This window comes from Micromonospora luteifusca, from assembly GCF_016907275.1.
GTDB lineage: Bacteria > Actinomycetota > Actinomycetes > Mycobacteriales > Micromonosporaceae > Micromonospora > Micromonospora luteifusca.
This window is the reverse complement of the sequence record NZ_JAFBBP010000001.1, coordinates 4,733,775-4,758,095: the sequence shown is the minus strand read 5'-3', so window position 1 is coordinate 4,758,095 and position 24,321 is coordinate 4,733,775. Positions and strand designations below refer to the sequence as shown.

Below are 24,321 nucleotides of genomic sequence, written 5' to 3'. Positions count from 1 at the left end.
CGGCTCGAACAGTGACCGGAATCGGACGCCCGGGCGACGATCGGGGCCGGTGTTATCGCTCCGTGACCCGCCGAGTTGCATCCCGCCACATCACGCCGCCTACAGTGGCCGCACCGGGGGTCAACCGACCCCGATCCGGGAGATGACAGGGGACGGTGGACGACGTGACGACGGGCGAACCGCTCATCGTGCTGGACGCGGTCAACAAGTGGTTCGGGCCGCTGCACGTGCTGGACGACGTCTCGCTGTCGGTAGGTCGGGGCGAGGTGGTCGTGGTCATCGGCCCGTCCGGCTCCGGCAAATCGACGCTGTGCCGCGCCATCAACCGACTGGAACCGATCAACTCGGGCACCATCACCTTCGACGGCCAGCCGCTGCCCGCCGAGGGCAAGCCCCTCGCGAAGCTGCGCAGCGAGGTGGGCATGGTCTTCCAGTCCTTCAACCTCTTCGCACACAAGACCATCCTCGAGAACGTCACCCTCGGCCCGATCAAGGTCCGCAAGGAGAAGCCGGCTGCTGCCCGCGAGCGCGGCCTGGCCCTGCTGGACCGGGTCGGCATCGCCAACCAGGCGGACAAGTTCCCCGCCCAGCTTTCCGGCGGTCAGCAGCAGCGGGTGGCCATCGCCCGGGCGCTGGCCATGCAGCCCAAGGCGATGCTCTTCGACGAGCCCACCAGCGCGCTGGACCCGGAGATGGTCGGCGAGGTGCTCGACGTGATGACCTCGCTGGCCAGCGACGGCATGACGATGGTCGTGGTCACCCACGAGATGGGCTTCGCCCGACACGCCGCGAACCGGGTCATCTTCATGGCCGACGGGCAACTGGTCGAGGATGCCCCGCCAGCGGAGTTCTTCGCGAACCCGCGCAGCGAGCGGGCCCGAGACTTCCTCTCCAAGATCCTCACGCACTAGGCGTCCGTAGTGGAGCGCGCCGCACTCGGTGGGCTCCGTCGAAGAAGGAGAAGAGTATGCGTATCAAGCGCGTTGCGGCAGTCGCCGCGGTCGCCGCTCTGGCGCTCGGCCTCACCGCCTGTGGTGGCGACGACGGCGGGGAGGGCACCGGCGCGGGCAGCAAGTCCTTCGCCGCCGGCAGCACCATGGAGAAGCTGAACAAGGCCCAGAAGATCAAGGTCGGCACCAAGTTCGACCAGCCAGGCTTCGGCCTGAAGGGCCTGTCCGGCAAGCCGGAGGGCTTCGACGTTGAGGTCGCCAAGATCATCGTCAAGGAGCTGGGCATCCCCGAGGACAAGATCGAGTGGGTGGAGGCCCCCTCGAAGGTCCGCGAGGACGTGATCGTCAACGGCACGGTCGACCTGGTCGCCGCGACCTACACGATCAACGACAAGCGCAAGGAGCGGATCGCCTTCGCAGGCCCGTACTACGAGGCCGGCCAGAACATCATGGTCAAGAAGGACGACACCACCATCACCGGTCCGGACTCGTTCAAGGACGGCACCAAGAAGGTCTGCTCGGTCACCGGCTCGACGCCGTTCGAGGAGATCAAGAAGTACGTCAAGGACGTCGCCACCCAGCTGGTGCCCTTCGACACCTACGACAAGTGCCGGGACGCCCTCAAGAGTGGCCAGGTCGACGCCGTGACCACGGACAACGTGATCCTGCTCGGCTACATCGCCAAGGACGAGGCCTCCTTCAAGCTGGCCGGCAGCAACTTCACCAAGGAGCCGTACGGCATCGGGGTGAAGAAGGAGGACGCCGACTTCCGCAGTTTCATCAACGACACGCTGGACAAGGCGGTCGCCGACGGCAGCTGGAAGAAGGCCTGGGACGACACCGCCGGCAAGTTCGGCGCGGAACTGGGCGCGGCGCCCACCATCAACCGCTACTGATCCTTCGTCCTGGAGGGTGGGGAGGAACACCGACCCGTGAACGTGCTCATCGACAAGTTCGACGTCTTTGCGGGTGGTTTCTGGCTCACCCTCCAGATCTGCCTACTTGCCGCGATCGGCGCCCTGATCCTGGGCGCCGTCGTGGCGGTGCTCCGCATCTCGCCGGTGCCGCCGCTGCGCGCACTCGGCACCGGTTACGTGAACGTCTTCCGCAACATGCCGCTGACCGTGGTGATGTTCTTCGCCGCGTTCGGTCTGCCGGCGCTCGGCTCCAACGCGGACTTCCTCCGCATCCCGGTGATCGACTCGTTGTTCACCCGACTCGGCACGGATCTGCCGTACTTCCGGTTCGCGCTGATCGCCCTGGTGCTCTACACCGCCGCGTTCGTCTGCGAGGCGCTGCGATCCGGAGTGAATGCGGTGTCCGCCGGCCAGGCCGAGGCCGCGCGGTCGCTGGGTCTGACCTTCGGACAGAACCTGCGCTACGTGGTGCTGCCGCAGTCGTGGAAGGCCTCGATCGTGCCGCTCGGCTCGGTGATCATCGCAATGATCAAGAACTCGGCGCTGGTCGGCTTCTTCGGGGTGGTCGGTGACCTGTCACAGACCGCCGACCAGCTCACCTCGGCGGAGGGCTACGCCTTCGTCCCGGTCGCCATCGGCATTTCGATCGGCTACCTGATCATGACAGTGCCGCTCGGTGCCCTGCTGGACCGGATCGAGAAGCGACAGGCGGTGGCCCGATGAGTCAGCAGACCAGCGTCCTCTACGACGTACCCGGGCCGCGTCAGCGGCGGATCACGCTGATCAGCAGCGTTGTCGCCGGTCTCGTCCTGCTCGTCGGGGCGTACTTCCTGATCTACCGGCCCCTGGACGAGAATGGCCAGTTCTCGATGGAGCTGTGGGGGCCGTTGATCGACCCCTCCAACGAGAACTTCTCCCAGGTGTGGGATCGCATCGGCCTGGGCTTCAAGAACACCATGATCGCGGCGGCTCTGGCCGTCGTCTCCTCGCTGGCGATCGGCACGCTGCTCGCCGTGCTGCGGATCCAGCTCAAGAGCCTGATCCGACGGCGGTTCACCGGTGCGGCGACGCCGGTGGCGTATCTGCTGCGCGGGCTGAGCGCGCTGCTGTCGGCGATCACTCGAGTGTGCGTCGAGGTCTTCCGCGGCCTGCCCGTCGTGATCACCATCTTCTTCGTGGCCCGCGGCTTCCCCGAGTTCGGCCTCTACCTCGACAACCTCTGGTATCTGGTCATCGGCCTCACCATCTACAACTCGGTGGTGATCGGCGAGATCCTCCGCTCCGGCATGGAGGGGCTGCCGGGCGGCCAGGCGGAGGCCGCCTCCGCCATCGGGCTCTCCCCGGCACAGACCACCCGGATGATCCTGCTGCCGCAGGCCTTCCGGATCATGCTGCCGGCACTGATCAGCCAGCTGGTCGTGGTGCTCAAGGACACCTCGCTGGGTTTCATCATCAGCTACGAGGAGACCCTGAACATCGGCAAGCAGGTCATCGGCGCACTGGGCAACCCGATCCAGGTCTACGTCGTGATCGCCGTGCTCTTCATCGTGGTGAACTACTCGCTGTCTAAGCTCGCCCAGTACGTGCAGCGGCGGCTCGCCACGGGCCGCAAGACCGCGGGCACCCCGGCACAGAATCCGCCGCCCGCAGCACTGATGTCCCAGGCCGAGGGCGCCGGCGGGGGCTTCTGACGCTCAGCTCGCAAGGAGAAGGGCCAGCCCGGTGTCCGGGCTGGCCCTTCCGCTGTTCTGACTAACGGGCGATCTCGGTGACGCGGGACTCGCGGACCACGGTGACCCGGATCTGACCCGGATAGGTCAGCTCCTCCTCGATCTGCTTGGCCACGTCCCGGGCCAGCACCGCCGCCCCGATGTCGTCCACGTCGTCCGGCTTGACCATCACCCGGATCTCCCGACCGGCCTGCATGGCGAAGACCTTGTCCACGCCGAGCTTGCTGGCGGCGATCTCCTCGATCCGCTCCAGGCGCTTGACGTACGCCTCAAGGCTCTCCCGACGCGCGCCCGGCCGACCGCCGGAGCAGGCGTCGGAGGCCTGGGTGAGCACGGCCTCGATGGTCTGCGGCGGCACCTCGTTGTGGTGCGCCTCGATCGCGTGCACCACGTCCTCGTGCTCGCCGTACTTGCGGGCCAGGTCCGCGCCGATGATGGCGTGGCTGCCCTCCACCTCGTGGGTGAGCGCCTTGCCGATGTCGTGCAGGAACGCCGACCGCTTGATGATGGGCACGTCCAGCCGCAGCTCGGCGGCCATGATGCCGGCGATGTGCGCGGTCTCGACCAGGTGCTTGAGCACGTTCTGCCCGTACGAGGTGCGGTAGCGCAGGCGGCCGAGCAGGGTCACCAGCTCCGGGTGGATCTCGGTGATGCCGACCTCGACCAGAGCGTCCTCGGCGGCGCGGAGGCAGAGCTCCTCCACCTCCTGCCGGGCCAGGTCGTAGACCTCCTCGATCCGGTGCGGGTGGATCCGCCCGTCCAGGACCAGCTTCTCCAGGGTCAGCCGGCCCACCTCACGGCGGACCGGGTCGAAGCAGGAGAGCAGCACCGCCTCGGGGGTGTCGTCAATGATCAGGTTGACGCCCGTCACCGACTCGAAGGCGCGGATGTTGCGACCCTCCCGGCCGATGATCCGCCCCTTCATCTCGTCGCCGGGCAGGTGCAGGACGCTGACCACGCTCTCTGCGGTCTGCTCGCTGGCGACCCGCTGGATCGCGTCCACCACGATGTGTCGTGCCCGCTGCTCGGCGGTGCTGCGCGCGTCGGACTCGATGTCGCGCACCAGCAGCGCCGCCTCCCGCTTGGCGGACGTCTCGATCGCCTCGATCAACTCCAGCCTCGCCGCGTCGGCGGTGAGCCCGGCGACCCGCTCCAACTCCCGGCGACGCAGCTCCTCCGACTCGGTGAGCTCGGCCTCCCGCTGGGCGAGCGCGGACTCCCGGGCCGCGAGAGCCGCACGTGCCTCGGTGAGCTGCCGCTCCCGCTCGGCGAACCGCTCCACCTCCTCGGTGTGCATCCGCTCCCGCTCGTCCATCCGGGCCGCCCGACGCTCCACCTCCGCAGCCTGCTCCCGGGTGGTGGCGGCGAGCACCGCGACCTCCCGCTCGCCGCTGCGCCGGGCCGTCATCCGCAACTGCTCAGCGTCCGCCTCGGCCTGGTTGTGGGCCCGCTCCAGGACGGTGTCCGCCTCGGCGCGGGCGTCGTCGAGCACCCGGCGCGCCTCGGCGCGGGCGGCCTTCGCCTCGGCCTTCGCCGCCGCCGCCTCGGTACGGGCTGCCGCCGCCGCGGACTTCGCCACGTCGATCGTGCTGTTCGCCTCGTCGGCCGCGTTGCGAAGGGCGGCCAGGGACTGCTCCTGACGGTCCTTCTCGGCGATGAAGGCGGGATCCTCCGGAGCCGGCGCGGCGCCCACCCGGCGCAGCGTCCGGATGCCGACCAGCACGGCCCCGATCACCACCACGGCGAGGACGAGGACGGCCGCGAGGAGCACGACGTCGAAGGCGTTCATGCCGGGACCCCGTCGGGTCTACCGGTGAACCTGTGCCGCCGCCCCGCCATGGCCGCCTCCCCTAACGTCGAGACCGCAGCGACCGTGCCGAGGGCACACTCCTGCGGCTGTGGACGCCCGACCGGAGCGGCTGGCCTTGGGTAGCTCTCTCCGCCGGCGGTGCCCGCAGGCAGCGTCGGCGACCGGGTGCAGTTGTCGCGGCGTTCCGGACCGGCCTGTCCGGATCTGCCGCCAAAGGCCGGGAGTCGGCCAAAGTGATGCTGTTCTGTTACGAGATCTATGTTGTGCGCTTAGCCTGCGCTGGTCGGGCAATGTGAGCCTGTATGGCGAGGCTAGGTCGCCGGGGGTGCTCTGGTCAAGGACTCATGATCAAACCCCCCGAACGGAGCGAAGTTGAACAGTCACCCAATGCTGATGCCGTGCCGGACACCGGTGGACAAAGACGGCGAGCTGACGGCCCGGATCAGGATGTCGTACCTGTTCAGCGACGACGACACCATCCGCAGAGCCGACTTTGTGACAACCACGACCCCAGCGCCCACGAACGTGCCCCACCCAGCGCCCGCACCCCCACCCACACCCGCAGCGGGGCCGCTCACCCCGGCGAACGGTTGTCGCGGTCCAACTCGCCCTCGGCGTCGGCGAGCGCGTCGGCGTCTATCTGCTCCGCGAACTCGGCGGCCTCGGCGCTCTGCGCGGCCAGCGCGTCCTTCACGGCCCGGATCGCCACGCCGGGTGGATAACCCTTGCGGGCCAGCATGCCCACCAGCCGCCGGAAGATCGCGTCAGGCTCACCTCGGGCAGTGCGGAGTTTGCGCTCCACGAGGCCACGGGCGGTGTCCGCCTCGGTCTCTTCGTCCAGCTCACCCAGTGCCTCGGTGGCAACCTCGCCATCCACGCCCTTGCGGCGCAGCTCGTTGGCGAGCGCCCGGCGAGCCAGGCCACGCCCCGCGTGCCGGCTGGACACCCAGGCCCGGGCGAACGCCGCGTCGTCGATGATGCCGACCTCGTCATACCGGTCGAGCACCTCGGCCGACACCTCCTCGGAGATGCCCCGTTTGGCCAATGCCCCGGCCAGCTCGGCCCGGGTGCGTGGCCGGACGGCGAGCTGGCGCAGGCAGATCTCGCGGGCGACCTCCGACTCATCACGAGGCGGTGCCGGGGACTCGACGGCGTCGGCCTCCGCGGACCGACCCCGGCTGCCCCGCCGAGGGCGAGGCGGCTCGTTGGCGTCGCCCGTACGGGGCGGACTGGCATCCCAGCCTCGCCCCGTACGAGCGCGTCGTCCTGCCATGGGTCAGCGACCGGTCAGAAGTCGACCGGCGGCAGCTCCGGGCCACCGGCGGCGTCACTCGCGCCGACCCCGACGCCGAGCTTCTCCAGGATCTTCTTCTCGATCTCGGCGGCCACGTCCGGGTTTTCCTTCAGGAACTCCCGGGCCTTCTCCTTGCCCTGGCCGAGCTGGTCACCGTCGTACGTGTACCAGGCGCCGGACTTGCGGATGATCGCCTGCTCCACGCCGACGTCGATCAGCGAGCCCTCACGCGAGATGCCCTTGCCGTACATGATGTCGAACTCGGCCTGCTTGAACGGCGCGGCGACCTTGTTCTTCACGACCTTGACCCGGGTGCGGTTACCGACCACGTCGGTGCCGTCCTTGAGGCTCTCGATGCGTCGCACGTCGAGCCGGACCGAGGCGTAGAACTTCAGCGCCCGACCACCGGTCGTGGTCTCCGGGCTGCCGAACATGACGCCGATCTTTTCCCGCAGCTGGTTGATGAAGATCGCCGTGGTGCCGGTGTTGCTGAGCACACCGGTGATCTTCCGGAGGGCCTGGCTCATCAGCCGGGCCTGGAGGCCCACGTGGCTGTCGCCCATCTCGCCCTCGATCTCGGCGCGCGGCACCAGGGCCGCCACCGAGTCGATCACGATGATGTCCAGAGCGCCGGAGCGGATCAGCATGTCCGCGATCTCCAGCGCCTGCTCGCCGGTGTCCGGCTGCGAGACCAGCATCGCGTCGGTGTCGACGCCGAGGGCCTTCGCGTACTCCGGGTCGAGCGCGTGCTCGGCGTCGATGAAGGCGGCGATGCCGCCGTTGCGCTGGGCGTTGGCCACCGCGTGCAGTGCCACCGTGGTCTTACCGCTGGACTCGGGACCGTAGATCTCGACCACCCGGCCGCGCGGCAGCCCGCCAATGCCCAGCGCCACGTCAAGGGCGATGGAGCCGGTCGGAATGATGGCGGTCTGGATGACCGGCCGGTCACCCAGTCGCATCACCGAGCCCTTGCCGAATTGCTTGTCAATCTGAGCGAGAGCAAGGTCGAGTGCCTTCTCCCGGTCAGGCCCTGCTGCCATGGTTGCCACCCCTGCCTTCGCCGGCGTCTTTGCTGAGCTTCGCGTCACGCGGACACGCTAGGCGCTGGGTCCGACAGAAAACCAGCCGACGGGCCGCGAGCTGTGGACGAGCACCCCGCTGTGGACAATAGCCGAACAGGTGTACGACTCGGCAAGCGACACGCGGAAGCGACGAAAAGGCTGCTCAGCGTAGTCGAGCGGGCACCCGGTCGGGGTACGCGGCACAGACCGCCCGCCACACCACATGCGTCTGCTCCCCCGACGCCAGTGCCTGCTCGATGGTCCGTCCGCCCAGCTGCGACAGCACCTGATCGCGGGCGATGCTGGCCGCGTAGCCGGGCCCGAACGCCTCGTCCAGGCGCGTCCAGAAATCGGTCAGCCGCACAGTGATCAGCCCTCCTCGTCCGGTGCCCCGGTCGGCACCGGGCGCAACGCTAGCGCCACCAGGGGCACCGCCGCGACCGCCGCGAGCAGGGTGAGCACGGGATAACCGGCGAACTGCATGACAAACCCGCTGACCATGGCGGCACCGGTCCCGGCCAGTCCCATGATCAGGTCGGACAGCCCCTGGACGCTCGGCCGCACACCGGCCGGCACCGACTCGGACAGCAGTGTCGAGCCGGCCACCATCGTCCCCGACCAACCCAGCCCGAGCAGGACCAGACCCACCGAGAGCCGGGGTGTGTGGTGCCCGGCGGTGCCGGCGACCGCGCAGGCGGCCAGCAGCAGCCCGACCCCACCGAGGATCACCGCCCGCCGACCGAGGCGGTCGGTGAGCCAACCGACCACCGGCGAGAACGCGTACATGCCGGCGATGTGCAGGCTCAGCACGATGCCGACCAGCCGCAGCACGTCGGCGTCGGCGTGCGACTCACCGAGCCGGACCGGGGTCATCGCCATCACCGCCACCATCACCAGGTGACCCACGGCCACGGCGGCGATGCCGAGTCGAGCGGCGGGCTGTCCGCGTACCACAGACCAGGCCGCACGCATCCCGGCGCCGCGCGGCGCGCGCACCTCGACCGGCGCGGCTGCCGGCACCGCACCACCAACGGCCGGGCCACCGCCCGCCGGCGCCTCGGCCGCCACGGCGGTCGACGTCGTATCGGCGGCCGGCGGCAGGTTGGCAACGGGCGCCCCGGCCGCCGCGAGCCGCCGCGCGGTGAGCAGCGGGTCGGGCCGGAGCAACCCCAGGAGTACGACGGCAGCCAGCACGAACGCCACCGCGCTGAACGCGAACGGACCGGCCAGCGGAGGCAGCCCCCAGCCGGTGGTGACCCGGTCGGCCAACGCGGCGAAGTTCGGCGCGGCCACCGCACCGATGGTGGTGGCCCAGACGATCAGGGAGAGCTGCCGCCCTCGTCGGGCCGGCTCGGCGAGGTCCACCGCCGTGTAGCGGGCCTGCAGGTTCGCGGCGGTGCCCCCGCCGAAGAGCAGCATGCCGAGGAAGAGCAGCGGCACCCAGCGGGTGGCCGCGGCCAGCACCACCAGCACGCCGCCGACGGCGCCGACCGCGTACGCCAGCACCAGGCCCGGCCGGCGACCGTGCCGCGCCATGATCCAGGTGACCGGGACGGCGAGCAGCGCCGCACCGACCACCCCGGCACTCTGCGCGACACCGGCCGCCGCGGTGCCGGCGATGCGTGCCGCGAGCAGCGCACCCACGGCGATGCCGATGGTCACGCCGACGCCACCGATGATCTGGGTGGTGAAGAGCAGCCGCAGGGTACGCCGCTGGATCGCCGTGACATCGGGGCTGGCTGCCGTGCGCGGCGCGGTCAGGTCGGTGGCCATCGGCGCTCCTGTCCAAAGGGGTGGCCCCATCCTCGCGCACCCGCGCCGACCAGCGAAGACCGGTTTTGCCGTCAACCGATCCGTTGCCCGTTTCTCGGGCCTCGCCGCCGCGGCTTCCACCTCATCGGGCTGGGTCGGCCACGCGGTCTCTTCCTCATACCCAGCCGTGACTGGCCGCCTGCACGCCGGCCTGGAATCGGCTGGCGGCGCCCAGCCGCTCGGTCAGGGACGTCATCATGCGCTGCACACTGCGCAGGGAGATCGCGAGCTTGCGCGCCGCCGACTCGTCGGTGTGCCCGGCGGCGAGCAGCCGCAGCAGCTCGCGTTCCTGCCGGGTGAGACCCTGCGCGTCGGCCGTCACCTGGCCGTCGAACGGGGTTGCGGTCTGCCACACCTGCTCGAAGAGGGCGATCAGCCCGGCGACGATCCCGTGGCTGTGCAGTTCCAGTGCACCTCGCCGCGGGTTGGTCGGATCGATGGGCACGAGTGCGATGCCCCGATCAACGATGACCAGGCGCATCGGCAGCGTCGGCGTGGTGCGTGACTGCCCTCCGAGCCCCGCCAACCAGCGGGCGTGCGCGAGGGTGCCGGGGTCGTTGCGGAAGCTGTCCTGATACACGTTGCGGATCTGGACACCGCGTTGCAACGCCTGCTGGTCAAGCGGCGCCTCGGCCTCCAAGGTGTCCGGGCTCTGCGCGCCGCCGGTGTTGAAGGAGAGGCATTCGGCGCGTGCGGTGTGGGCCAACTCGGCCAGCCGGTCTCGTACGCTGTCGATTCCTTCGAGCACCCGGCCTTCCGCCCCCTGGTGGTAGTCGTCGTGGGCGGCCGCGATGGCGGCGATGGCGGCCTTGGTCGCCTCGACGTGTTTCTGCCGGACCGCGACCTCCGCCTCCACCTTGGTCAGAAGCGCCGTCAGCCCGGCCTGCGGGCGCACCGGTCGAGCGTGATCACCCTCCGGGTCGAGCCGGATGAGCGCGAGGTCGGCCAGCACGTCCAGTGCCGCATGCACCTCCCCGGGCTCCACACCGAGGTGAGCAGAGAGCCCGGCGATGTTCAGATCAGGACGCTGCAACATGGCGCGGTAGACACTCTCGTGCTGCGCGGACAACCCGAGCAAATCGAACATAGCCCCTCCCCGAGTAGGACCAACGCCCGCCATTCTGCCGGGCACTGATCGTTTTCGTGGACCCGGCCGAGCAACTGGCGTGGTCCCGCCGGGCGGGGTCACGCCAGGCCGCGCCCGGTGACAAGGCGGGGTGGAATCGCGATGCTTAATTCACGGCGGAAACATCGACCACAGAGCGTCTAGATCCAAACCGACAGCGGAATGCCATACACAGAGAGAAGTTGATCGCATGTTCCGGTTCATCAATTCCAATTACCGTCTTGCGGCGTTCGCTCTCCTCGTCGTCGGTCTGGCAATCATCCTGAGCACGGGGCCGGGCGCGACGGTGGCACTCGCCGACGGCTTCGGATGGGGCAGCCCTCCGCAGGAAACGTCACCTGTCCAACTTGTGGCCGATGGGTTTGGCTGGGGTGCACCAGCACCGGTCAATCCAGCCGGAATGCTCTGATGATCGCGACGTACATCCGCATCGCCCCGCTCACCTCGACGACAGCCATCGGCCCTGCGGAACTGCGAGATCTGCTCCACGTGCACGCCCTGGCCGGAAGTGGCGTAGAGCACCTACGAGTCCGCGCCGGCCCAGACAGCGCCGACATCCTGGCGTTTGTCGACACCGACGACCCGACGGAGGCCGCCGACACCTTGCGTCACGTTGTCGACAAGACGATCGCCAGCACTGCCCTGCTCTACTCGTGGCGAATCATCTGACCCACAGCACGATTTTCCCTAATTTCTCGACGCTCCTGTCACCGATCACGACTCGGTGGCCGAACAAACTTGCCTGAAAATAGGACAGAAACCGAAAGGAACACCATGCAAAGAAGTGCTATTCGCCGTCTGACCACCATGGCGCTCGGTGTGGCACTCGCCGCCGGCGCCGGCCTCTCCGGGGGTGTCGCCACCGTGCTGGCAAGCACTCCCGAGGCCGCCTTCGCCGCATCGAGCGTGGGCGGGTCGATCAGTCCGACCGAGGTGCTCAGTCGCGCCCGGTACTGGTACGACAATCGCGGAAGCATCAATTACAGCCAGAGCGGCTACTTTCCCGACGAGAACGGCAAGAACTACCGCAGGGACTGCTCGGGGTTCGTCTCGATGGCCTGGCACCTCTCGACGTCGAAGACGACCTACAACATGTACACGGTGTCGACGCAGATCAGTAAGAGCGACCTCCAGCCGGGCGACATCCTGAACTCCGCGAGCGAGCACGTCATCCTCTTCAAACGCTGGACCAACCAGTCCACGGGCACATTCGAGTATTACGCCTTCGGTTCGACGCCGGTGAAGATGGCCACGGAGACCCTGAGCGGCGGCGGGGACGGTCTCATCGATTCGCACCCGGCGAGCAACTACGTCGCACGGCGCTACAAGAACATCACCACCAGCGGCCAGACTCCGGAGAAGGACCCCGGGGTCGCAGACGTGACCGGCGACAGCTACCACGACCTGGTGGCCCGCAAGACCGACGGCACCCTCTGGCTGTACGCGAACAACATCGAACGGGACAACGGCACCCCGTACAGCAGCGCGTCGGCGCGACAGATCGGCAGCGGCTGGGGCGACTCCGACCGGATCGTCAACGCCGACGCCACCGGTGACGGCTTCACCGACCTACTCCTCGTGAAGCCGGATGGCAGCATGCTCCTGTACCCGAACAACATTGTCCGCGACGACGGCGTGCCGTACAGCAGTTCCTCGGCGCGGCAGATCGGGAGCGGCTGGGGCAACTTCGACCGGATCGTCGGCGCGGACGTGACCGGCGACGGCTACACCGACCTGGTCGCCCGCAAGACCGACGGCACCCTCTGGCTGTACCCGAACAACATCGAACGGGACAACGGCACCCCGTACAGCAGCGCGTCGGCGCGACAGATCGGCAGCGGCTGGAACGGCTTCGACACCCTGGTCGGCGCCGATGTGACCGGTGACGGCTTCACCGACCTCGTCGGCCGCAAGACCGACGGCACCCTGCTGCTGTACGCGAACAACTTCGTCCGCGACAACGGCGTCCCCTACTCCGCCAGCAAGCAGATCGGCAGCGGCTGGAACGGCTTCGACACCCTGGTCGGCGCCGATGTGACCGGTGACGGCTTCACCGACCTCGTCGGCCGCAAGACCGACGGCACCCTGCTGCTGTACGCGAACAACTTCGTCCGCGACAACGGCGTCCCCTACTCCGCCAGCAAGCAGATCGGCAGCGGCTGGAACGGCTTCAACAGCATCGTCTGACACCGTCGATCGACGCGCCCGGCCAGTGGCCGGGCGCGTCGTCGTTGCTGTCGCACTCCCTCATCGCCACCCGGCGGTGCCCGGTGCTCCGTTCTCGGCGTCAGCCGGGCAGGGCGCGGGTGACGACGGTGAGGTCGGAGACCAGTCCCTCGTACGCCTTGTCCTGGTCGTCGGCGCGCAGCACGGCAGACGGGTGGATGGTGGCCAGCAGCCGGGCCGTCGGCGCGTCGGCCACCGCGCCGGTGCTGTCGATCGGCACCTGGGTGAAGTCCTCCGGGTGCTGGGCCGACTCCGGCCAGGGCAGCAGCTCGCCCCGCTGCCGGGTGACCCGGAAGGACGGACCGAGCAGCGCCTTGGCGGCGGTCGCGCCGAGCACCACCACGATCTCCGGACGCAGCCGGGCGAACTCGGCGACCAACCAGGGACGGCAGGCGGTGATGTGCACCTGGTCCGGGGTCTGGTGGATCCGCCGCTTGCCGCGCAGTTCAAAACGAAAGTGCTTTACGGCATTTGTGAGGTACAGCTCGCCCGGGTCCAGCCCGGCGTCATCGACCGCACGGCGCAGAAGGCGACCGGCGGGCCCGACGAAGGGCAACCCCTTCTGATCTTCCATGTCGCCGGGCTGCTCGCCGACCAGCACCACCCGGGCGCTCTCGTCGCCTCGACCGAAGACCGTCTGCGAGGCGTCCCGGTACAGCTCACAGCCCCGACAGCCGCCGGCCCCCGTGCGCAGGTCGTCGATGGTGTCGGCGTCGGGCGGGATGAACCGCTGGGCGCCCGGGGCACTCCCGGTCTGCTCGGCCATGCCGACTGTTATATACCCGTTCGATGCTCACTGCCGGGTACGCCCCGGCGCGGTGCCGAACGCTGTCCCGCGTCAGTACCCGTTGCCGCCGCCATCCCCACCGGAAGCGATCGCGATCAGCACGATGATGATGATGATCACCGCCACCGCCACCGCGATCCAGACGCCCTTACGCGACCCACCACCTGAAGCCATGACCCCCACCTCCGGCGCCCGCATACCCATCACATCCCTCCCGAATCCTCGCGATCTTGCACTTTCTGCCCCGACTTATTAGCCATAGCGGGCATATCAACGACACAAAGCGCAAGATCGCGGGCCTGGGGGCGGGGCGGGGGTGGGGTGAGTTAAGTGGGGAAGCCTCGGGGTGGGGTGGGGTTTTCGGCTTGGGCCAGCGCGGCCGCCAAGGGGGCTAGATCCTCCGTGTTCAGGGGACTGACCGTGATGCGGAGGGCGGGTGGCGCGGCGATCCGGTAGAGGGCGCCGGGGGCCACCGCCCAGCCGGCGTCCCGCAACGCGGTGACCGTGCTGGTCTCGTCCGCCACCGGCAGCCAGATGTTGATGCCGCTGCGGCCGTGCGCGGTCAGGCCGTGCTCGGCCAGCGCGGCCAGCAGCCCGTCGCGCCGCTGCTCGTAGCTCTGCGCCGCCCGCTGCACCAACTCGGTGACCGTCGGGTCCTGCCAGAGAGCGAGGACCAACCGCTGCAGCACGGTGGAGACCCAACCGGCACCGACCCGCGTACGGCCGGTCACCCGGGCCACCGTGGTCTCGTCGCCGACCAGCACCGCCATCCGCAGGTCCGGGCCGAAGGGCTTGCTCACCGAGCGGACGAAGGCCCAGCTCCCGGTCGCCCCGGCCAGCGGGTGCAGGGGTACCCGGGCCAGCTCGGCGGCGTGGTCGTCCTCGATCACCAGCAGGTCCCGCCGCCCGGCGAGCAGCGCCCGCAGCGCCTCGGCGCGGGCAGCCGAGACGGCGGCGCCGGTCGGGTTCTGCGCCCGGCTGGTGACCACCAGCGCCCGTGCGCCGGCGTCGAGCGCGGCGGCCACCCCAGCCACCAGCGGACCCTCGTCGTCGAGCGGTACGCCGATCGGGCGCAGCCCCAGCGCGGCGACCAGGTCGAGCAGGTTGGCCCAGCCCGGGTCCTCCACCGCCACCGCGTCCCCGGGGCGCAGGTGTGCGCCGAGCAGCCGCTCGATGCCGTCCAGCGCGCCGCCGGTGAGGGTCAGCTCCCCCGCCGGTACGCCGTCGGCGCCCAGCCGGGCGCGGGCCACCTCGGCCAACTCGGGCAGCACCCCGGCGTCGGAGTAGCCGATCGACGGGCCGGTGTGGGCGGCGAGCGCCGCCAGGTGCGGGCCGAGCGGGGGGAGCAGCCGGGGGTCGGGCTCGCCCCCGGACAGGTCTCGGGCACCGGGCAACGGTGGGGGTCGCAGCGCGGAGCGTCGGGCGGCCACCGGGGGGCGGGGGCGTACCCGGGTGCCGTGCCGGCCGGCCGTGGCGAGCAGGCCGCGTTGGCGCAGCTCCTGGTAGGCGCGGGCCACGGTGGCGGGGCTGACGCCCAGCTCGGCGGCGAGTGCCCGCACGGGAGGCAGGGCGGCCCCCGGTGACAGGGCGCCCGTACGGATGCCTGACTCGATGCTGGCCGAAATCTGGACGGCCGTCGTACCGGTGAGCTGATAGCGTGCTGACACAATCAGGAGATTGTACTAGCACAAAGGGGCGAGCATGTACCCACCCACCGCCCGGACCACACCCAACCGGTCGCGCGACAAGATGAGCTACGACCGGGCGGCCGCTCACGCGGTGCTCGACGAGGCGTACGACTGTGCGCTCAGCTTCACCGTCGACGGCCAGCCACGGGTGCTGCCCACCCTGCACGTCCGCATCGGTGACACGCTCTACCTGCACGGATCCACCGGCAGTCGTCCGCTGCTCGCGGCCCGGGGCGAGGGGCTGCCGGTCTGCGTCGCGGTGACCCTGCTCGACGGGCTGGTCTACGCCCGCTCCCAGTTCCACCACAGCGCCAACTACCGCTCGGTCGTCGCGCTCGGCACCGCCCGACTGGTCACCGACGAGCGGGAGAAGCTCGCCATGCTCACCGCGCTGGTCGAGAAGGTCGGCGCGGGACGCAGCACCGCCACCCGTCCGCCGAGCCGCCGCGAGCTGGCCGAGACGGCCGTACTGGCGCTGCCACTGCGCGAGGTGTCCGTCCGGGCCCGCACCGGCGGGGTCCGCGAGGACGAGGCCGACCTGCACCTGCCGCACTGGGCCGGCGTGCTGCCGCTACGACTGACCGCCGGGGCACCCGAGCCGGACGCCGGGGTCACCGCGCCGCTGCCGGCGTACCTGCGGACGCCCCGCACGCCCTGGCACGAGCCGGTGTCACTGCACGGCGAGCACGTCCGGCTGGAGCCGCTGGAGTTGGCGCACGCCGACGAGTTGCACACCGCCACGGCCGACGCGGAGGTGTGGCGACACCTCAGCGCCGCGTTGCCCACCGCTCCCGCCGGTACCGCCGAGGTGATCGGCACCGCCCTGGCTGCCCAGCACCGGGGCGAGCGGGTGGCCTGGGTGCAGCGGTGCGCGGCGACCGGGGCGGTGGTGGGCAGCACCTCCTACTACGACATCGACCCGGAGCGGCGGGCGGTGGCGATCGGACACACCTTCCTCGGCCGACCCTGGTGGCGTACCGGGATCAACACCGAGGCGAAGTTGTTGCTGCTCAGCCGGGCCTTCGACGACCTGGGCGCGGTACGGGTCGCCTGGCACACCGACATCCGCAACGTTCGCTCCCAGGCGGCCATCGAACGGCTCGGCGCGACCCGGGAAGGGGTGCTGCGGATGCACCGGCAACGCCCGGACGGCTCCTGGCGGGACACCGTGCAGTACGCGATGACCGTCGACGAGTGGCCGAACGCACAGGCCAGGCTGCGAGAAGGACTTCTGCGGACGGCACCGGTGGCGTGATGATGGCGGGCGTGCTGGGGATCACCGACATCTGGACGTACGTGCTGGGCACCGTGGCCATCATCCTGCTGCCCGGGCCGAACTCACTCTTCGTGCTCTCCACCGCGGCGAAACGGGGTGTCGCGGTCGGCTACCGGGCCGCCGGTGGCGTGTTCGTCGGCGACGGGGTGCTGATGTTCCTCTCCGCGGCCGGGGTGGCGTCACTGCTCAAGGCGTACCCGCCGCTGTTCCTGGTGATCAAGTACGCCGGTGCCGCGTACCTCGGTTATGTCGGGGTGACCATGCTGCTCGGCGCGGTGCGGCGCTGGCGCGACCGCAACGACCCGAGCACGCCGCGGCTCATCGACGCCGCGGAGCCGGCGGCGATGCGCAGCCCGTTCCGCAAGGCACTGGTGATCAGCCTGCTGAACCCGAAGGCGATCCTGTTCTTCATCTCGTTCTTCATCCAGTTCGTCGACCCCGGCTATGCCTGGCCGGCGTTGTCGTTCCTGCTGCTCGGACTGATCGCGCAGGTGACCAGCGCGCTCTACCTGACCGCGTTGATCTTCGCGGGCACCTTCCTCGCCGCCCAGTTCCGCCAACGCCGCCGCCTGGCGGCCGGTGGCACCACCGCGGTAGCCGCCCTCTTCCTGGCCTTCAGCCTCAAGCTGGCCACAGCCAGCGCCGGCTAACCCCCGCTGACCGGGCCCGGTCAGGTGCCGTCACCGCCGGAGCCACCGCCTCCCACGCCGGCGCTGCCGGCGGTGCCGCCGAGGCCGTAGCCGGGATGGACCGGCTCGTCGGGGTGGCGGCTGACGTGGGCCGACCCCGCGATCTGCGCGGACCAGTCGGCGTGCGCGGCAGCCGCCGCGTGCCGGTTGATCGCCTGGCGTATCCAGCCGTCCACGGTGGCGACCCAGTCCCGCCGGCCCGCGTCCGCATGCCAGATCCGGAACCGGCTGATGCTCTGGTGGGTGATCCCGGCGAGCGCCAGCCGACGATCCATCCAGAGGATCGCCTCCAGGCCCGCCGAGTTGGTCACGAAGATGACCTCCAGCTCGGTGATCGGGCCGGCATAGAGCGGCCCCACCCAGTAGCCCCAGCGCTGGTGCAGTGGCAAGGAGTGCTCCACCCCGGGCAGCCCGCCCTCCTGCAACCCGGACTGGCGAATCATGAAACCCAGCGTGTCCAGCGCGGCCAGCACGTGCTGCTGGGTGGGGATCGGGTGCACGAAGACCGGCACCATGGCCCCCTGGTCGAGATCAGGGTCGACGGACACCTCGGTGCGCAGACCCATCCGCAGACTCAGCAGCGGGACCCCGCCGAAGATGGTCACCGGGGTCTCCCACGGCAGCGGCAACGCGAAGTCGACCGCCCGCCGCCGACCGGCCGGTACGACGAACCGGCCGGCGATCGGCAGGTGATGGAACTGCACGAGTCGCCGGGGGGCGGCCGGATCATCCGGCTCGACGGTGGTGACGAGGCCGAGCCGGATGTGCCGAACCAGCACATCCTCCGGCCCGGCGGCCAGGGTCACCCGCCCCGGCAGACGCAGGCCCGGCCGGGTGCTCGGGTTGGGCAGCGTGGTCTGCACGGAGAGCCCCGTCCAGCCGGACTCCCGGGACACCCCCGTCAGCCGCACCGCGCACCCCTTCCCGGGACGGGGCCCCGCCGGCCCCGCACCAGGCGCGCCTACCCCGTCGAGGCGACCTCAAGCCCGCAACACACCCGGCCGCACCTCGTCGGCGCGGCCGGGGTCGGCAGCTCAGCGCAGTCGCCGCCCGCGCGGCACCGTGTCGGTCTCGTCGTCGAACTCGCCGATGACCTCCTCCAGGAGGTCTTCCAGGGCCACGAAGCCGATCGGCCGAGCTGGGCCACCGCCGTTGCGCACCAGCGCGAGCTGCGACTGCCGGGCCCGCATCGCTGCCACCGCCTCGGTGACCGAGGACGTCGCGGGCAGCGTGAACGCGGGCGTCATCAGCGCCCCGGCGGTGGCGACGCGGCCGGTGGTGACCACCCGCACCGCCTCCCGGACGTGCACGAGGCCGCAGACGTCGCCCGCCTCGTCCAGCACCGCCAGCCGGGACCGACCGCTGTCCCGGCTGATTTCCTCGATCCGCTCGGCCGGGTCGTCCCGACGGACGGTGACCATCGTGGCGAACGGTTCCATCACCTGCGCCACGGACGTGCCCTGCAACTCCAGCATGCTGGTCAGTAACTGGTGCTGCTCGGCGCCGAGCAGCCCGTGCTCACGGGACTGCTCCAGCAGGATCCGCAGCTCGTCCGGGCCGTGCACCTGGGCGAGCTGATCCTGCTGGTTCACCCCGCACAGCCGCAGGATCGCGTTGGCCAGGGCGTTGAGCGCGGAGAGCACCGGTCGGGACACCCGGGCGAAAGCGCGGAACGGCAGCGCGAGCAACGTCGCCGAACGCTCCGCGTCGGTGATCGCCCACGACTTCGGCGCCATCTCCCCCACCACCAGGTGCAGGAACGTGACCACCCCGAGGGCGAAGACCAGGGCGACCAGGTGACTGGCCGCGTCCGGCAGACCCACCGCGTGCAGCAGCGGGCTGAGCAGGTGCTCGATCGCCGGCTCGGCCAGCGCACCGAGACCCAGGGTGCAGAGCGTGATGCCGAGCTGCGCGCCGGCCAACATCAGCGACAGCTCGCGGACGCCGTCCAGCGCGGCGCGTGCCGCCCGACCCCCTCCGGCCGCCGCCTGCTCAAGGCGGTACCGCTTGCTGGCCACCAGAGCGAACTCGGCGGCCACGAAGAACCCGTTCAGCGCCAGCAGGATCACCGAAATGAACAGTGCGATCCCGGGGCTCATCGGTGCTTTCCTTCATTCGCGACTGCGGGGCTCGCAAGCTCGCTCCTCGCGCTCATGCGGTCACCCCCGGTTTGGTCAACTGCAGCCGTACCGAGTCGGCCACGTGCCGGTCCACGGCCAGCACCTCGACCAACGCCCTCGGTTCGGCCTCGTTGTCCTCACCGTCCGCGCCCTCGGGCAGCAGGCTGATCTCCAGCCGGTCACCGACCTCCGGCACCCGGCCCAGCTCCCGCATCACCAACCCGGACAGGGTGTCGTACTCCGGTGCCTCGGGCAACGCGATGCCGGTGCTGTCGGCGACCTCGTCGATCCGCCAGCGGGCCGGCACCACCCAGGAGCCGTCGTCCTGCTGGGCCGGCGCCCGATCGGGCGGGTCGTCCTCGTCCCGGATCGGGCCCACCAGCTCCTCGGCGATGTCCTCCAGCGTGATCACGCCGGCGAAACCGCCGTACTCGTCGACCACGCAGGCCATCTGCCGGTGCCCGGACCGCAGGCGGTCGAGCACCGTGGGTAGGGGCAACGTCTCCGGTACGAGCAGCGGCGGCCCGGCCACCGCGCTCACCGGCGTGGTCGCCCGCTCCCCCGGGGGTACGCCGAGCACGTCGGCGATGCCGATGACGCCGAGCAGGTCGTCGACGCCCTCCGCCCCGCGCACCGGGAAGCGGGAGTGGCCGGTGTCCAGCAGCTCGACCACCCGGCTGACCGGCTCGTGCGCCCGTACGGTGTGCACGTCGACCCGGGGCACCATAGCCTCGCCGGCGGTCAGCTCCCGGAAGTCCAGACCTCGGTCGAGCAGCGTGGACATCTCGGCGTCGAGGCTGCCCTCCTCGCGGGACTCGGCGATGATCTGTTCCAGGTCCGCCGGGGTGGCGCCGCTGGGCAGTTCCTCGATCGGCTCGATGCCGATCCGGCGCAGCAGACGCACCGATGCCCGGTCGAAGAGCCGGATCAGTGGCCCGGCGACGGCCAGGTAGATCAGGGTGGATCGGCTCAGCGCCCGGGCCAGTTGCTCGGCCCGCGCGATGGCCAGGTTCTTCGGGGCCAGCTCACCGAGGACCATCTGTACGACGGTGGCGATGACCAGGGCCAACGCCACCGACAGCGGCAGGCTGACGGCCTCGCTGAAGCCGGCCACGCCGAACAGGTCGGCGAGGCCGCCGCCGAGGTACGGCTCGGCGACGTAACCGACGAGCAGGGCGGTGACGGTGATGCCGAGTTGGGCGCCGGAGAGCATGAAGGAGAGCCGGCTGGTGACGGTCAGTGCCCGGGCGGCGGCCTGATCGCCGTCGTCGGCAAGCTGGCGTAGCTTGCCCCGGTCCACGGCGACATAGCCGAACTCCTGCGCCACGAAATAACCGGTGGCGGCAGTGAGCACGATGATCAGAAGAAGACCAACGACGATCAACACGGGTTGCTCAGGGCTCCCGGGGTCGTCGGTACGGGGATATGCCGGGCACGACCCGGCTGGCTACTGCTGCCCTCCTGGGCAGAAGAGTCGATCATGCCGCTATTTTATCGGCGCGGGCTGGGACTCCGCTGGGGGTGGGCCGAAGGAGCGGATCGTCCGGTTCGCCCGCCGCCGCCAGGTCGTCACGCCGGTCCGGCCGACCCACCACCGGACCCCCGTTCAGCCAGCTCATCGGCGTCGAGCAGGCCCCGGTCGAGCCGCCCCGAGCGGTACGCGGCCCGCCCGATCATCTGGGCCGCGACCGGCGCGGTCGCCAACTGGAAGACCGCCACCAGCAGGATCATGCCCAGATCCGCCGGAGATCGCAGCCGCAACGCGATGCCCAGCAGCAGCAGGAGCACCCCGAGCACCTGCGGCTTGGTGGCCGCGTGCATCCGGGACAGCGCGTCCGGAAAGCGCAGCACGCCGACCCCGGCGGCCAGGCCGAGCAGCGCGCCGGCCACCAGGCAACCGGCGCCCAGCCAGTCCGCGATCGTGGCGATCACTGCTGTTCCCGCACCGCGAAGCGGACCAGCGACACCGACCCCACGAAGCCGAGCAGGGAGAGCACCACCAGCACGGGCAGTGTGGTGGCATGGCGGTTGACCGCCGCCTCGGCGCCCACCGCACCGATCATGGTGGCGAGCAGCATGTCCGCGGCGATCACCCGGTCCAGCAGCGACGGACCGCGGTAGAGGCGGGCCAGCGCGAGGAGCGCGGTCACCGACAGCAGTACGGTGAGGACGGCGGCCAGGAGCGTGGTCACGGGCGGATTCCCCTCTCGGATTGGTCGGTCTCGACGCGGCGCAGTTCGGCGGCGGAGCCCACCGCACGGACGATTCGCCGCTCGACGGTGCGGGTGCGTTCCCGGGCCACGTCCAGGTCGGCCGGCCCGTGGGTGTCCAGCACGTGCAGGTAGAGCGTTCCGGAGTCCCGGTCCACCTCGAGGATCAGCGTGCCCGGCACCAAGGAGACCGCCTCGGCGGTGAGCGCCAGGTTCAGGTCGGTGGGCACCCGCAACTGGACCGCGATGATCGCCCCTCGCGGCCGGTAGCCGGGCTGCACGGCGATCCGGGCGACGTGCAGGCTCGCGCTGACCAGCTCCACAGCGAACCGCGCCGCGAACACCAACATCCCCCGGACCCGCAGCCGCCCACCGAAGCTGACCGCCGGCAGCGGGAAGAAGAGCAGCACCGCGCCGCCCACCAGCAGGCCACCGACCACGTTCGCCCAGTTGATGTCGCCCCAGAGCAGATTCCAGACCACCACCAGCCACCCAAGCGCCACCGTCTGGTCCCGCCAGCGCCCGAACCGGCGGCGACCCGACCCCGCCGGTCCGAGCGCATCCCGGGCCGTCTCGGGCGGGCCGGTCACGGCACGCCCGACGGCAGCACGGCACGGACGTACGGGGTACGCAGTCGCAGGTCGGCGGCCGCATCGGCGGTGACATCGAAGAGCGGACCAGCCAGCACGGTCAGCGCCAACCCGAAGGCGACCAGGGCCACCGTCGCACCGACCATCAGCTTCGGCAGCGGGACGGACGGCTCACTGGTGGCCAGCCGGGATGCGCGCCAGAAGGCGATGTTCCACACCCGCGACGCCACGTAGAGGGTGAGCAGGCTGGTCAGCGTGCCAGCCGCGACCAGCACCCAGGGCAGCGTCCCGCCGGCCGCCACCCCGGCCTGGAGCAGACCGAGCTTGCCGAGGAAACCGGAGAACGGCGGCACCCCGGCGAGGTTCATGGCCGGGACGAAGAACAGGACACCGAGGAGCGGCGCCACCCGGGCCAACCCGCCGATGCGGCGCAGGTCGGTGCTGCCGGCGCGCACCTCGACCAGCCCGGCGACGAGGAACAGCGTGGTCTGGATGGTGATGTGGTGCACCACGTAGAAGATCGCGCCGGAGAGCCCGGCGGCGGTGCTCAACGCCACGCCGAAGATCATGTAGCCGATGTGACTGACCAGGGTGAACGAGAAGAGCCGCTTCAGATCGGACTGGGCCACCGCGCCGAGGATGCCGATCACCATGGTCAGCCCGGCGACGACCATGAGCAGCACGTCGGCCTGCCCACCGGGAAACAGCAACGTCTCGGTACGGATGATCGCGTAGACGCCGACCTTGGTGAGCAGACCCGCGAAGACGGCGGTGACCGGGGCGGGCGCGGTGGGATAGCTGTCCGGTAGCCACGCCGACAGCGGGAAGACCGCCGCCTTGATCGCAAAGGCCAGGAGCAACGTCAGCTCCAGGGCCAGTCGGACGCCGTCGGGCAGGTCGTCGAGGCGCTGGGCGAGCTGGGCCAGGTTGAGCGTGCCCGTGGCCGCGTACACCAGGCCCACCGCCGTCAGGAAGACCATCGAGGAGAGGATGCTGACCACCACGTACGTCGATCCGGTCCGGATCCGGGTCTCCGTGCCGCCCAGGGTGATCAGCACGAAGCTGGCGGCCAACAGGATCTCGAAGCCGACGAAGAGATTGAACAGGTCACCGGCGAGGAACGCGTTGGTGACGCCCGCGGTGAGCACCAGGTACGTCGGGTGGAAGATGACCACCGGCGTGGTCTCGCTCGTCTCACTGCGACCCTGCCCGATCGAGTACAGCAGCACGCAGAGGGTGACCGCCGACGAGACCACCACCATCAGCGCGGCGAGTTGATCGGCGACCAGCACGATGCCGATCGGCGCCGGCCACGCCCCGACCGCCACGACCACCGGCCCGTACCGGTACGCCTGCACCAGCAGCAGCACCGCCACCGTGAGAGTGCCGCTCAGGCAGAGCACGCTGATGGTCCGCTGAAGCCGGGGCTGCCGGGCCAGCAGCAGGGTCAACGCCGCGCCGAGCAGCGGCACCACCACCGGCAGCGGCACCAGCGTGCTCATCACGCCTCGTCCCCACGCCGCAGCCGGCGGCGGGCGGGCTCCGGATCGACCTGCTCCGGATCGCCGTTCGGGCCCTCCCCGCCCTGGTCGACGGTGCTCACCTCGTCACGCACGGCTCGCCGGATGATGTGCCGGTCCTCCAGGTCGTCGGGCACCTCGTCGTCGCCGGTCAGATACCAACTCCGGTACGCCACCGCGAGCAGGAACGCGGCCAACCCGAAGGTGATCACGATGGCGGTCAGCACCATCGCCTGCGGCAGCGGATCACTCATCCGCTCGATCGGGCCGGTGCCGACGACCGGCGCCTCACCGGGCCGCCCGCCCAGCAGGATCAACACGTTGACCCCGTTACCGAGCATGATCACCCCGAGCAGGATCCGGGTCAGGCTGCGCTCCAACAGCAGGATCACTCCACAACCGACCAGCACCGCGACGGCCAGCACCAGCACCAACGTCGGCCCAGCGCCGTTCCCACTCATGGCGCCACCTCTCTTCGCGACTGCGGGGCTCGCAAACCCGGCTCACTCCTCGCG

At 70.3% G+C, this 24,321-nt stretch carries 26 protein-coding genes; 9 read left to right on the top strand and 17 right to left on the bottom strand.

What is annotated here, in order from left to right; all coding sequences use genetic code 11:
* The first annotated feature begins 155 nt into the window (after window positions 1-155).
* From JOD64_RS21720 to JOD64_RS21705, 4 genes are read left to right on the top strand one after another with little or no spacing between them, the layout of a single operon-like run.
* Window positions 156-911 (top strand): amino acid ABC transporter ATP-binding protein, encoded by a 756-nt coding sequence (locus tag JOD64_RS21720; protein WP_124778255.1) that lies wholly within the window; start codon window positions 156-158, stop codon window positions 909-911.
* A gap of 56 nt (window positions 912-967) precedes the next feature.
* Window positions 968-1,846 carry a glutamate ABC transporter substrate-binding protein gene (locus JOD64_RS21715; protein WP_204943889.1) on the top strand — a complete coding sequence of 293 codons (879 nt, stop codon included), beginning with the start codon at window positions 968-970 and terminating at the stop codon, window positions 1,844-1,846.
* 36 nt (window positions 1,847-1,882) lie between these two features.
* Window positions 1,883-2,590, top strand: coding sequence for an amino acid ABC transporter permease (locus JOD64_RS21710; protein WP_204943888.1), 708 nt, complete (start codon window positions 1,883-1,885; stop codon window positions 2,588-2,590).
* Window positions 2,587-3,558, top strand: a complete 972-nt coding sequence (locus JOD64_RS21705; RefSeq protein WP_204943887.1) for an amino acid ABC transporter permease — start codon at window positions 2,587-2,589, stop codon at window positions 3,556-3,558. The genes JOD64_RS21710 and JOD64_RS21705 overlap by 4 nt, the downstream gene beginning before the upstream one ends.
* 61 nt (window positions 3,559-3,619) lie before the next feature.
* On the opposite strand, the gene rny is transcribed toward JOD64_RS21705, so the two are convergent.
* The 6 genes from rny to JOD64_RS21675 form a co-directional block, all read right to left on the bottom strand.
* Window positions 3,620-5,386 carry a ribonuclease Y gene (gene rny, locus JOD64_RS21700; RefSeq protein ID WP_204943886.1) on the bottom strand — a complete coding sequence of 589 codons (1,767 nt, stop codon included), beginning with the start codon at window positions 5,384-5,386 and terminating at the stop codon, window positions 3,620-3,622.
* Window positions 5,387-5,981: 595 nt separating this feature from the next.
* Window positions 5,982-6,680 carry a regulatory protein RecX gene (locus JOD64_RS21695; RefSeq protein ID WP_204943885.1) on the bottom strand — a complete coding sequence of 233 codons (699 nt, stop codon included), beginning with the start codon at window positions 6,678-6,680 and terminating at the stop codon, window positions 5,982-5,984.
* A 14-nt stretch (window positions 6,681-6,694) separates the two neighbouring features.
* Complete coding sequence (gene recA, locus JOD64_RS21690) at window positions 6,695-7,741, bottom strand: recombinase RecA (RefSeq protein ID WP_110563317.1); 1,047 nt, start codon at window positions 7,739-7,741, stop codon at window positions 6,695-6,697.
* Window positions 7,742-7,925: 184 nt separating this feature from the next.
* Window positions 7,926-8,126 (bottom strand): DUF3046 domain-containing protein, encoded by a 201-nt coding sequence (locus JOD64_RS21685; RefSeq protein ID WP_030489422.1) that lies wholly within the window; start codon window positions 8,124-8,126, stop codon window positions 7,926-7,928.
* A 5-nt stretch (window positions 8,127-8,131) separates the two neighbouring features.
* Window positions 8,132-9,535, bottom strand: coding sequence for an MFS transporter (locus tag JOD64_RS21680; protein ID WP_204943884.1), 1,404 nt, complete (start codon window positions 9,533-9,535; stop codon window positions 8,132-8,134).
* 154 nt (window positions 9,536-9,689) lie between these two features.
* Window positions 9,690-10,661 (bottom strand): LuxR C-terminal-related transcriptional regulator, encoded by a 972-nt coding sequence (locus JOD64_RS21675; protein ID WP_204943883.1) that lies wholly within the window; start codon window positions 10,659-10,661, stop codon window positions 9,690-9,692.
* Between the two features lie 229 nt (window positions 10,662-10,890).
* Here JOD64_RS21675 and JOD64_RS21670 point away from each other — a divergent pair, with 229 nt between their 5' ends.
* The 3 genes from JOD64_RS21670 (at window position 10,891) to JOD64_RS21660 (ending at window position 12,887) form a co-directional block, all read left to right on the top strand.
* Window positions 10,891-11,109: a hypothetical protein gene (locus JOD64_RS21670; protein WP_204943882.1), complete on the top strand. Its 219-nt coding sequence runs from the start codon at window positions 10,891-10,893 to the stop codon at window positions 11,107-11,109.
* Window positions 11,109-11,369: a hypothetical protein gene (locus tag JOD64_RS21665; protein WP_204943881.1), complete on the top strand. Its 261-nt coding sequence runs from the start codon at window positions 11,109-11,111 to the stop codon at window positions 11,367-11,369. The genes JOD64_RS21670 and JOD64_RS21665 overlap by 1 nt, the downstream gene beginning before the upstream one ends.
* A 105-nt stretch (window positions 11,370-11,474) precedes the next feature.
* Window positions 11,475-12,887, top strand: a complete 1,413-nt coding sequence (locus JOD64_RS21660; RefSeq protein WP_204943880.1) for an FG-GAP repeat domain-containing protein — start codon at window positions 11,475-11,477, stop codon at window positions 12,885-12,887.
* Between the two features lie 100 nt (window positions 12,888-12,987).
* On the opposite strand, the gene JOD64_RS21655 is transcribed toward JOD64_RS21660, so the two are convergent.
* The 3 genes from JOD64_RS21655 to JOD64_RS21650 all read right to left on the bottom strand — a co-directional run bounded on the left by JOD64_RS21655 (window position 12,988) and on the right by JOD64_RS21650 (window position 15,380).
* A complete protein-coding gene (locus tag JOD64_RS21655; RefSeq protein ID WP_204943879.1) occupies window positions 12,988-13,692 on the bottom strand; it encodes a UdgX family uracil-DNA binding protein in 705 nt (234 codons plus the stop codon).
* Window positions 13,693-13,764: 72 nt separating this feature from the next.
* Complete coding sequence (locus JOD64_RS33545) at window positions 13,765-13,887, bottom strand: hypothetical protein (RefSeq protein ID WP_275581580.1); 123 nt, start codon at window positions 13,885-13,887, stop codon at window positions 13,765-13,767.
* Between the two features lie 152 nt (window positions 13,888-14,039).
* On the bottom strand, window positions 14,040-15,380 hold the full coding sequence (locus JOD64_RS21650) for an aminotransferase class I/II-fold pyridoxal phosphate-dependent enzyme (protein ID WP_204943878.1): 1,341 nt from the start codon (window positions 15,378-15,380) through the stop codon (window positions 14,040-14,042).
* Window positions 15,381-15,414: 34 nt separating this feature from the next.
* Between JOD64_RS21650 and JOD64_RS21645 the strand changes: the two genes are divergently transcribed.
* Window positions 15,415-16,656 (top strand): bifunctional pyridoxamine 5'-phosphate oxidase family protein/GNAT family N-acetyltransferase, encoded by a 1,242-nt coding sequence (locus JOD64_RS21645; protein ID WP_204943877.1) that lies wholly within the window; start codon window positions 15,415-15,417, stop codon window positions 16,654-16,656.
* Window positions 16,656-17,327 (top strand): leucine efflux protein LeuE, encoded by a 672-nt coding sequence (gene leuE / locus JOD64_RS21640; RefSeq protein WP_204943876.1) that lies wholly within the window; start codon window positions 16,656-16,658, stop codon window positions 17,325-17,327. Before JOD64_RS21645 ends, leuE begins: the two co-directional genes overlap by 1 nt.
* A 20-nt stretch (window positions 17,328-17,347) precedes the next feature.
* On the opposite strand, the gene JOD64_RS21635 is transcribed toward leuE, so the two are convergent.
* From JOD64_RS21635 to JOD64_RS21600, 8 genes are all read right to left on the bottom strand, one after another.
* On the bottom strand, window positions 17,348-18,277 hold the full coding sequence (locus JOD64_RS21635) for a sporulation protein (RefSeq protein ID WP_204943875.1): 930 nt from the start codon (window positions 18,275-18,277) through the stop codon (window positions 17,348-17,350).
* 123 nt (window positions 18,278-18,400) lie between these two features.
* The gene (locus JOD64_RS21630) at window positions 18,401-19,465 is read right to left on the bottom strand and encodes a hemolysin family protein (RefSeq protein WP_204943874.1); all 1,065 of its coding nucleotides are present in this window, start codon (window positions 19,463-19,465) and stop codon (window positions 18,401-18,403) included.
* Between the two features lie 52 nt (window positions 19,466-19,517).
* Window positions 19,518-20,873, bottom strand: coding sequence for a hemolysin family protein (locus JOD64_RS21625; RefSeq protein WP_204943873.1), 1,356 nt, complete (start codon window positions 20,871-20,873; stop codon window positions 19,518-19,520).
* Between the two features lie 182 nt (window positions 20,874-21,055).
* The gene (mnhG, locus tag JOD64_RS21620; RefSeq protein ID WP_204946178.1) at window positions 21,056-21,415 is read right to left on the bottom strand and encodes a monovalent cation/H(+) antiporter subunit G; all 360 of its coding nucleotides are present in this window, start codon (window positions 21,413-21,415) and stop codon (window positions 21,056-21,058) included.
* A complete protein-coding gene (locus tag JOD64_RS21615) occupies window positions 21,415-21,678 on the bottom strand; it encodes an MrpF/PhaF family protein (RefSeq protein WP_204943872.1) in 264 nt (87 codons plus the stop codon). The genes mnhG and JOD64_RS21615 overlap by 1 nt, the downstream gene beginning before the upstream one ends.
* Window positions 21,675-22,286 carry a Na+/H+ antiporter subunit E gene (locus tag JOD64_RS21610; protein ID WP_204943871.1) on the bottom strand — a complete coding sequence of 204 codons (612 nt, stop codon included), beginning with the start codon at window positions 22,284-22,286 and terminating at the stop codon, window positions 21,675-21,677. Before JOD64_RS21610 ends, JOD64_RS21615 begins: the two co-directional genes overlap by 4 nt.
* The gene (locus JOD64_RS21605; protein ID WP_204943870.1) at window positions 22,283-23,788 is read right to left on the bottom strand and encodes a Na+/H+ antiporter subunit D; all 1,506 of its coding nucleotides are present in this window, start codon (window positions 23,786-23,788) and stop codon (window positions 22,283-22,285) included. The genes JOD64_RS21610 and JOD64_RS21605 overlap by 4 nt, the downstream gene beginning before the upstream one ends.
* The gene (locus JOD64_RS21600) at window positions 23,788-24,267 is read right to left on the bottom strand and encodes a Na(+)/H(+) antiporter subunit C (protein WP_204943869.1); all 480 of its coding nucleotides are present in this window, start codon (window positions 24,265-24,267) and stop codon (window positions 23,788-23,790) included. The genes JOD64_RS21605 and JOD64_RS21600 overlap by 1 nt, the downstream gene beginning before the upstream one ends.
* Window positions 24,268-24,321 lie beyond the last annotated feature (54 nt).

Coding starts and splice junctions, on each gene's coding strand:
- JOD64_RS21715 (WP_204943889.1), top strand. CDS start 968: ATGCGTATCAAGCGCGTTGCGGCAGTCGCCGCGGTCGCCGCTCTGGCG.
- JOD64_RS21705 (WP_204943887.1), top strand. CDS start 2,587: ATGAGTCAGCAGACCAGCGTCCTCTACGACGTACCCGGGCCGCGTCAG.
- rny (WP_204943886.1), bottom strand. CDS start 5,386: ATGAACGCCTTCGACGTCGTGCTCCTCGCGGCCGTCCTCGTCCTCGCC.
- JOD64_RS21695 (WP_204943885.1), bottom strand. CDS start 6,680: ATGGCAGGACGACGCGCTCGTACGGGGCGAGGCTGGGATGCCAGTCCG.
- recA (WP_110563317.1), bottom strand. CDS start 7,741: ATGGCAGCAGGGCCTGACCGGGAGAAGGCACTCGACCTTGCTCTCGCT.
- JOD64_RS21680 (WP_204943884.1), bottom strand. CDS start 9,535: ATGGCCACCGACCTGACCGCGCCGCGCACGGCAGCCAGCCCCGATGTC.
- JOD64_RS21675 (WP_204943883.1), bottom strand. CDS start 10,661: ATGTTCGATTTGCTCGGGTTGTCCGCGCAGCACGAGAGTGTCTACCGC.
- JOD64_RS21670 (WP_204943882.1), top strand. CDS start 10,891: ATGTTCCGGTTCATCAATTCCAATTACCGTCTTGCGGCGTTCGCTCTC.
- JOD64_RS21665 (WP_204943881.1), top strand. CDS start 11,109: ATGATCGCGACGTACATCCGCATCGCCCCGCTCACCTCGACGACAGCC.
- JOD64_RS21660 (WP_204943880.1), top strand. CDS start 11,475: ATGCAAAGAAGTGCTATTCGCCGTCTGACCACCATGGCGCTCGGTGTG.
- JOD64_RS21655 (WP_204943879.1), bottom strand. CDS start 13,692: ATGGCCGAGCAGACCGGGAGTGCCCCGGGCGCCCAGCGGTTCATCCCG.
- JOD64_RS33545 (WP_275581580.1), bottom strand. CDS start 13,887: ATGGCTTCAGGTGGTGGGTCGCGTAAGGGCGTCTGGATCGCGGTGGCG.
- JOD64_RS21645 (WP_204943877.1), top strand. CDS start 15,415: ATGTACCCACCCACCGCCCGGACCACACCCAACCGGTCGCGCGACAAG.
- leuE (WP_204943876.1), top strand. CDS start 16,656: ATGATGGCGGGCGTGCTGGGGATCACCGACATCTGGACGTACGTGCTG.
- JOD64_RS21630 (WP_204943874.1), bottom strand. CDS start 19,465: ATGAGCCCCGGGATCGCACTGTTCATTTCGGTGATCCTGCTGGCGCTG.
- JOD64_RS21605 (WP_204943870.1), bottom strand. CDS start 23,788: ATGAGCACGCTGGTGCCGCTGCCGGTGGTGGTGCCGCTGCTCGGCGCG.
- JOD64_RS21600 (WP_204943869.1), bottom strand. CDS start 24,267: ATGAGTGGGAACGGCGCTGGGCCGACGTTGGTGCTGGTGCTGGCCGTC.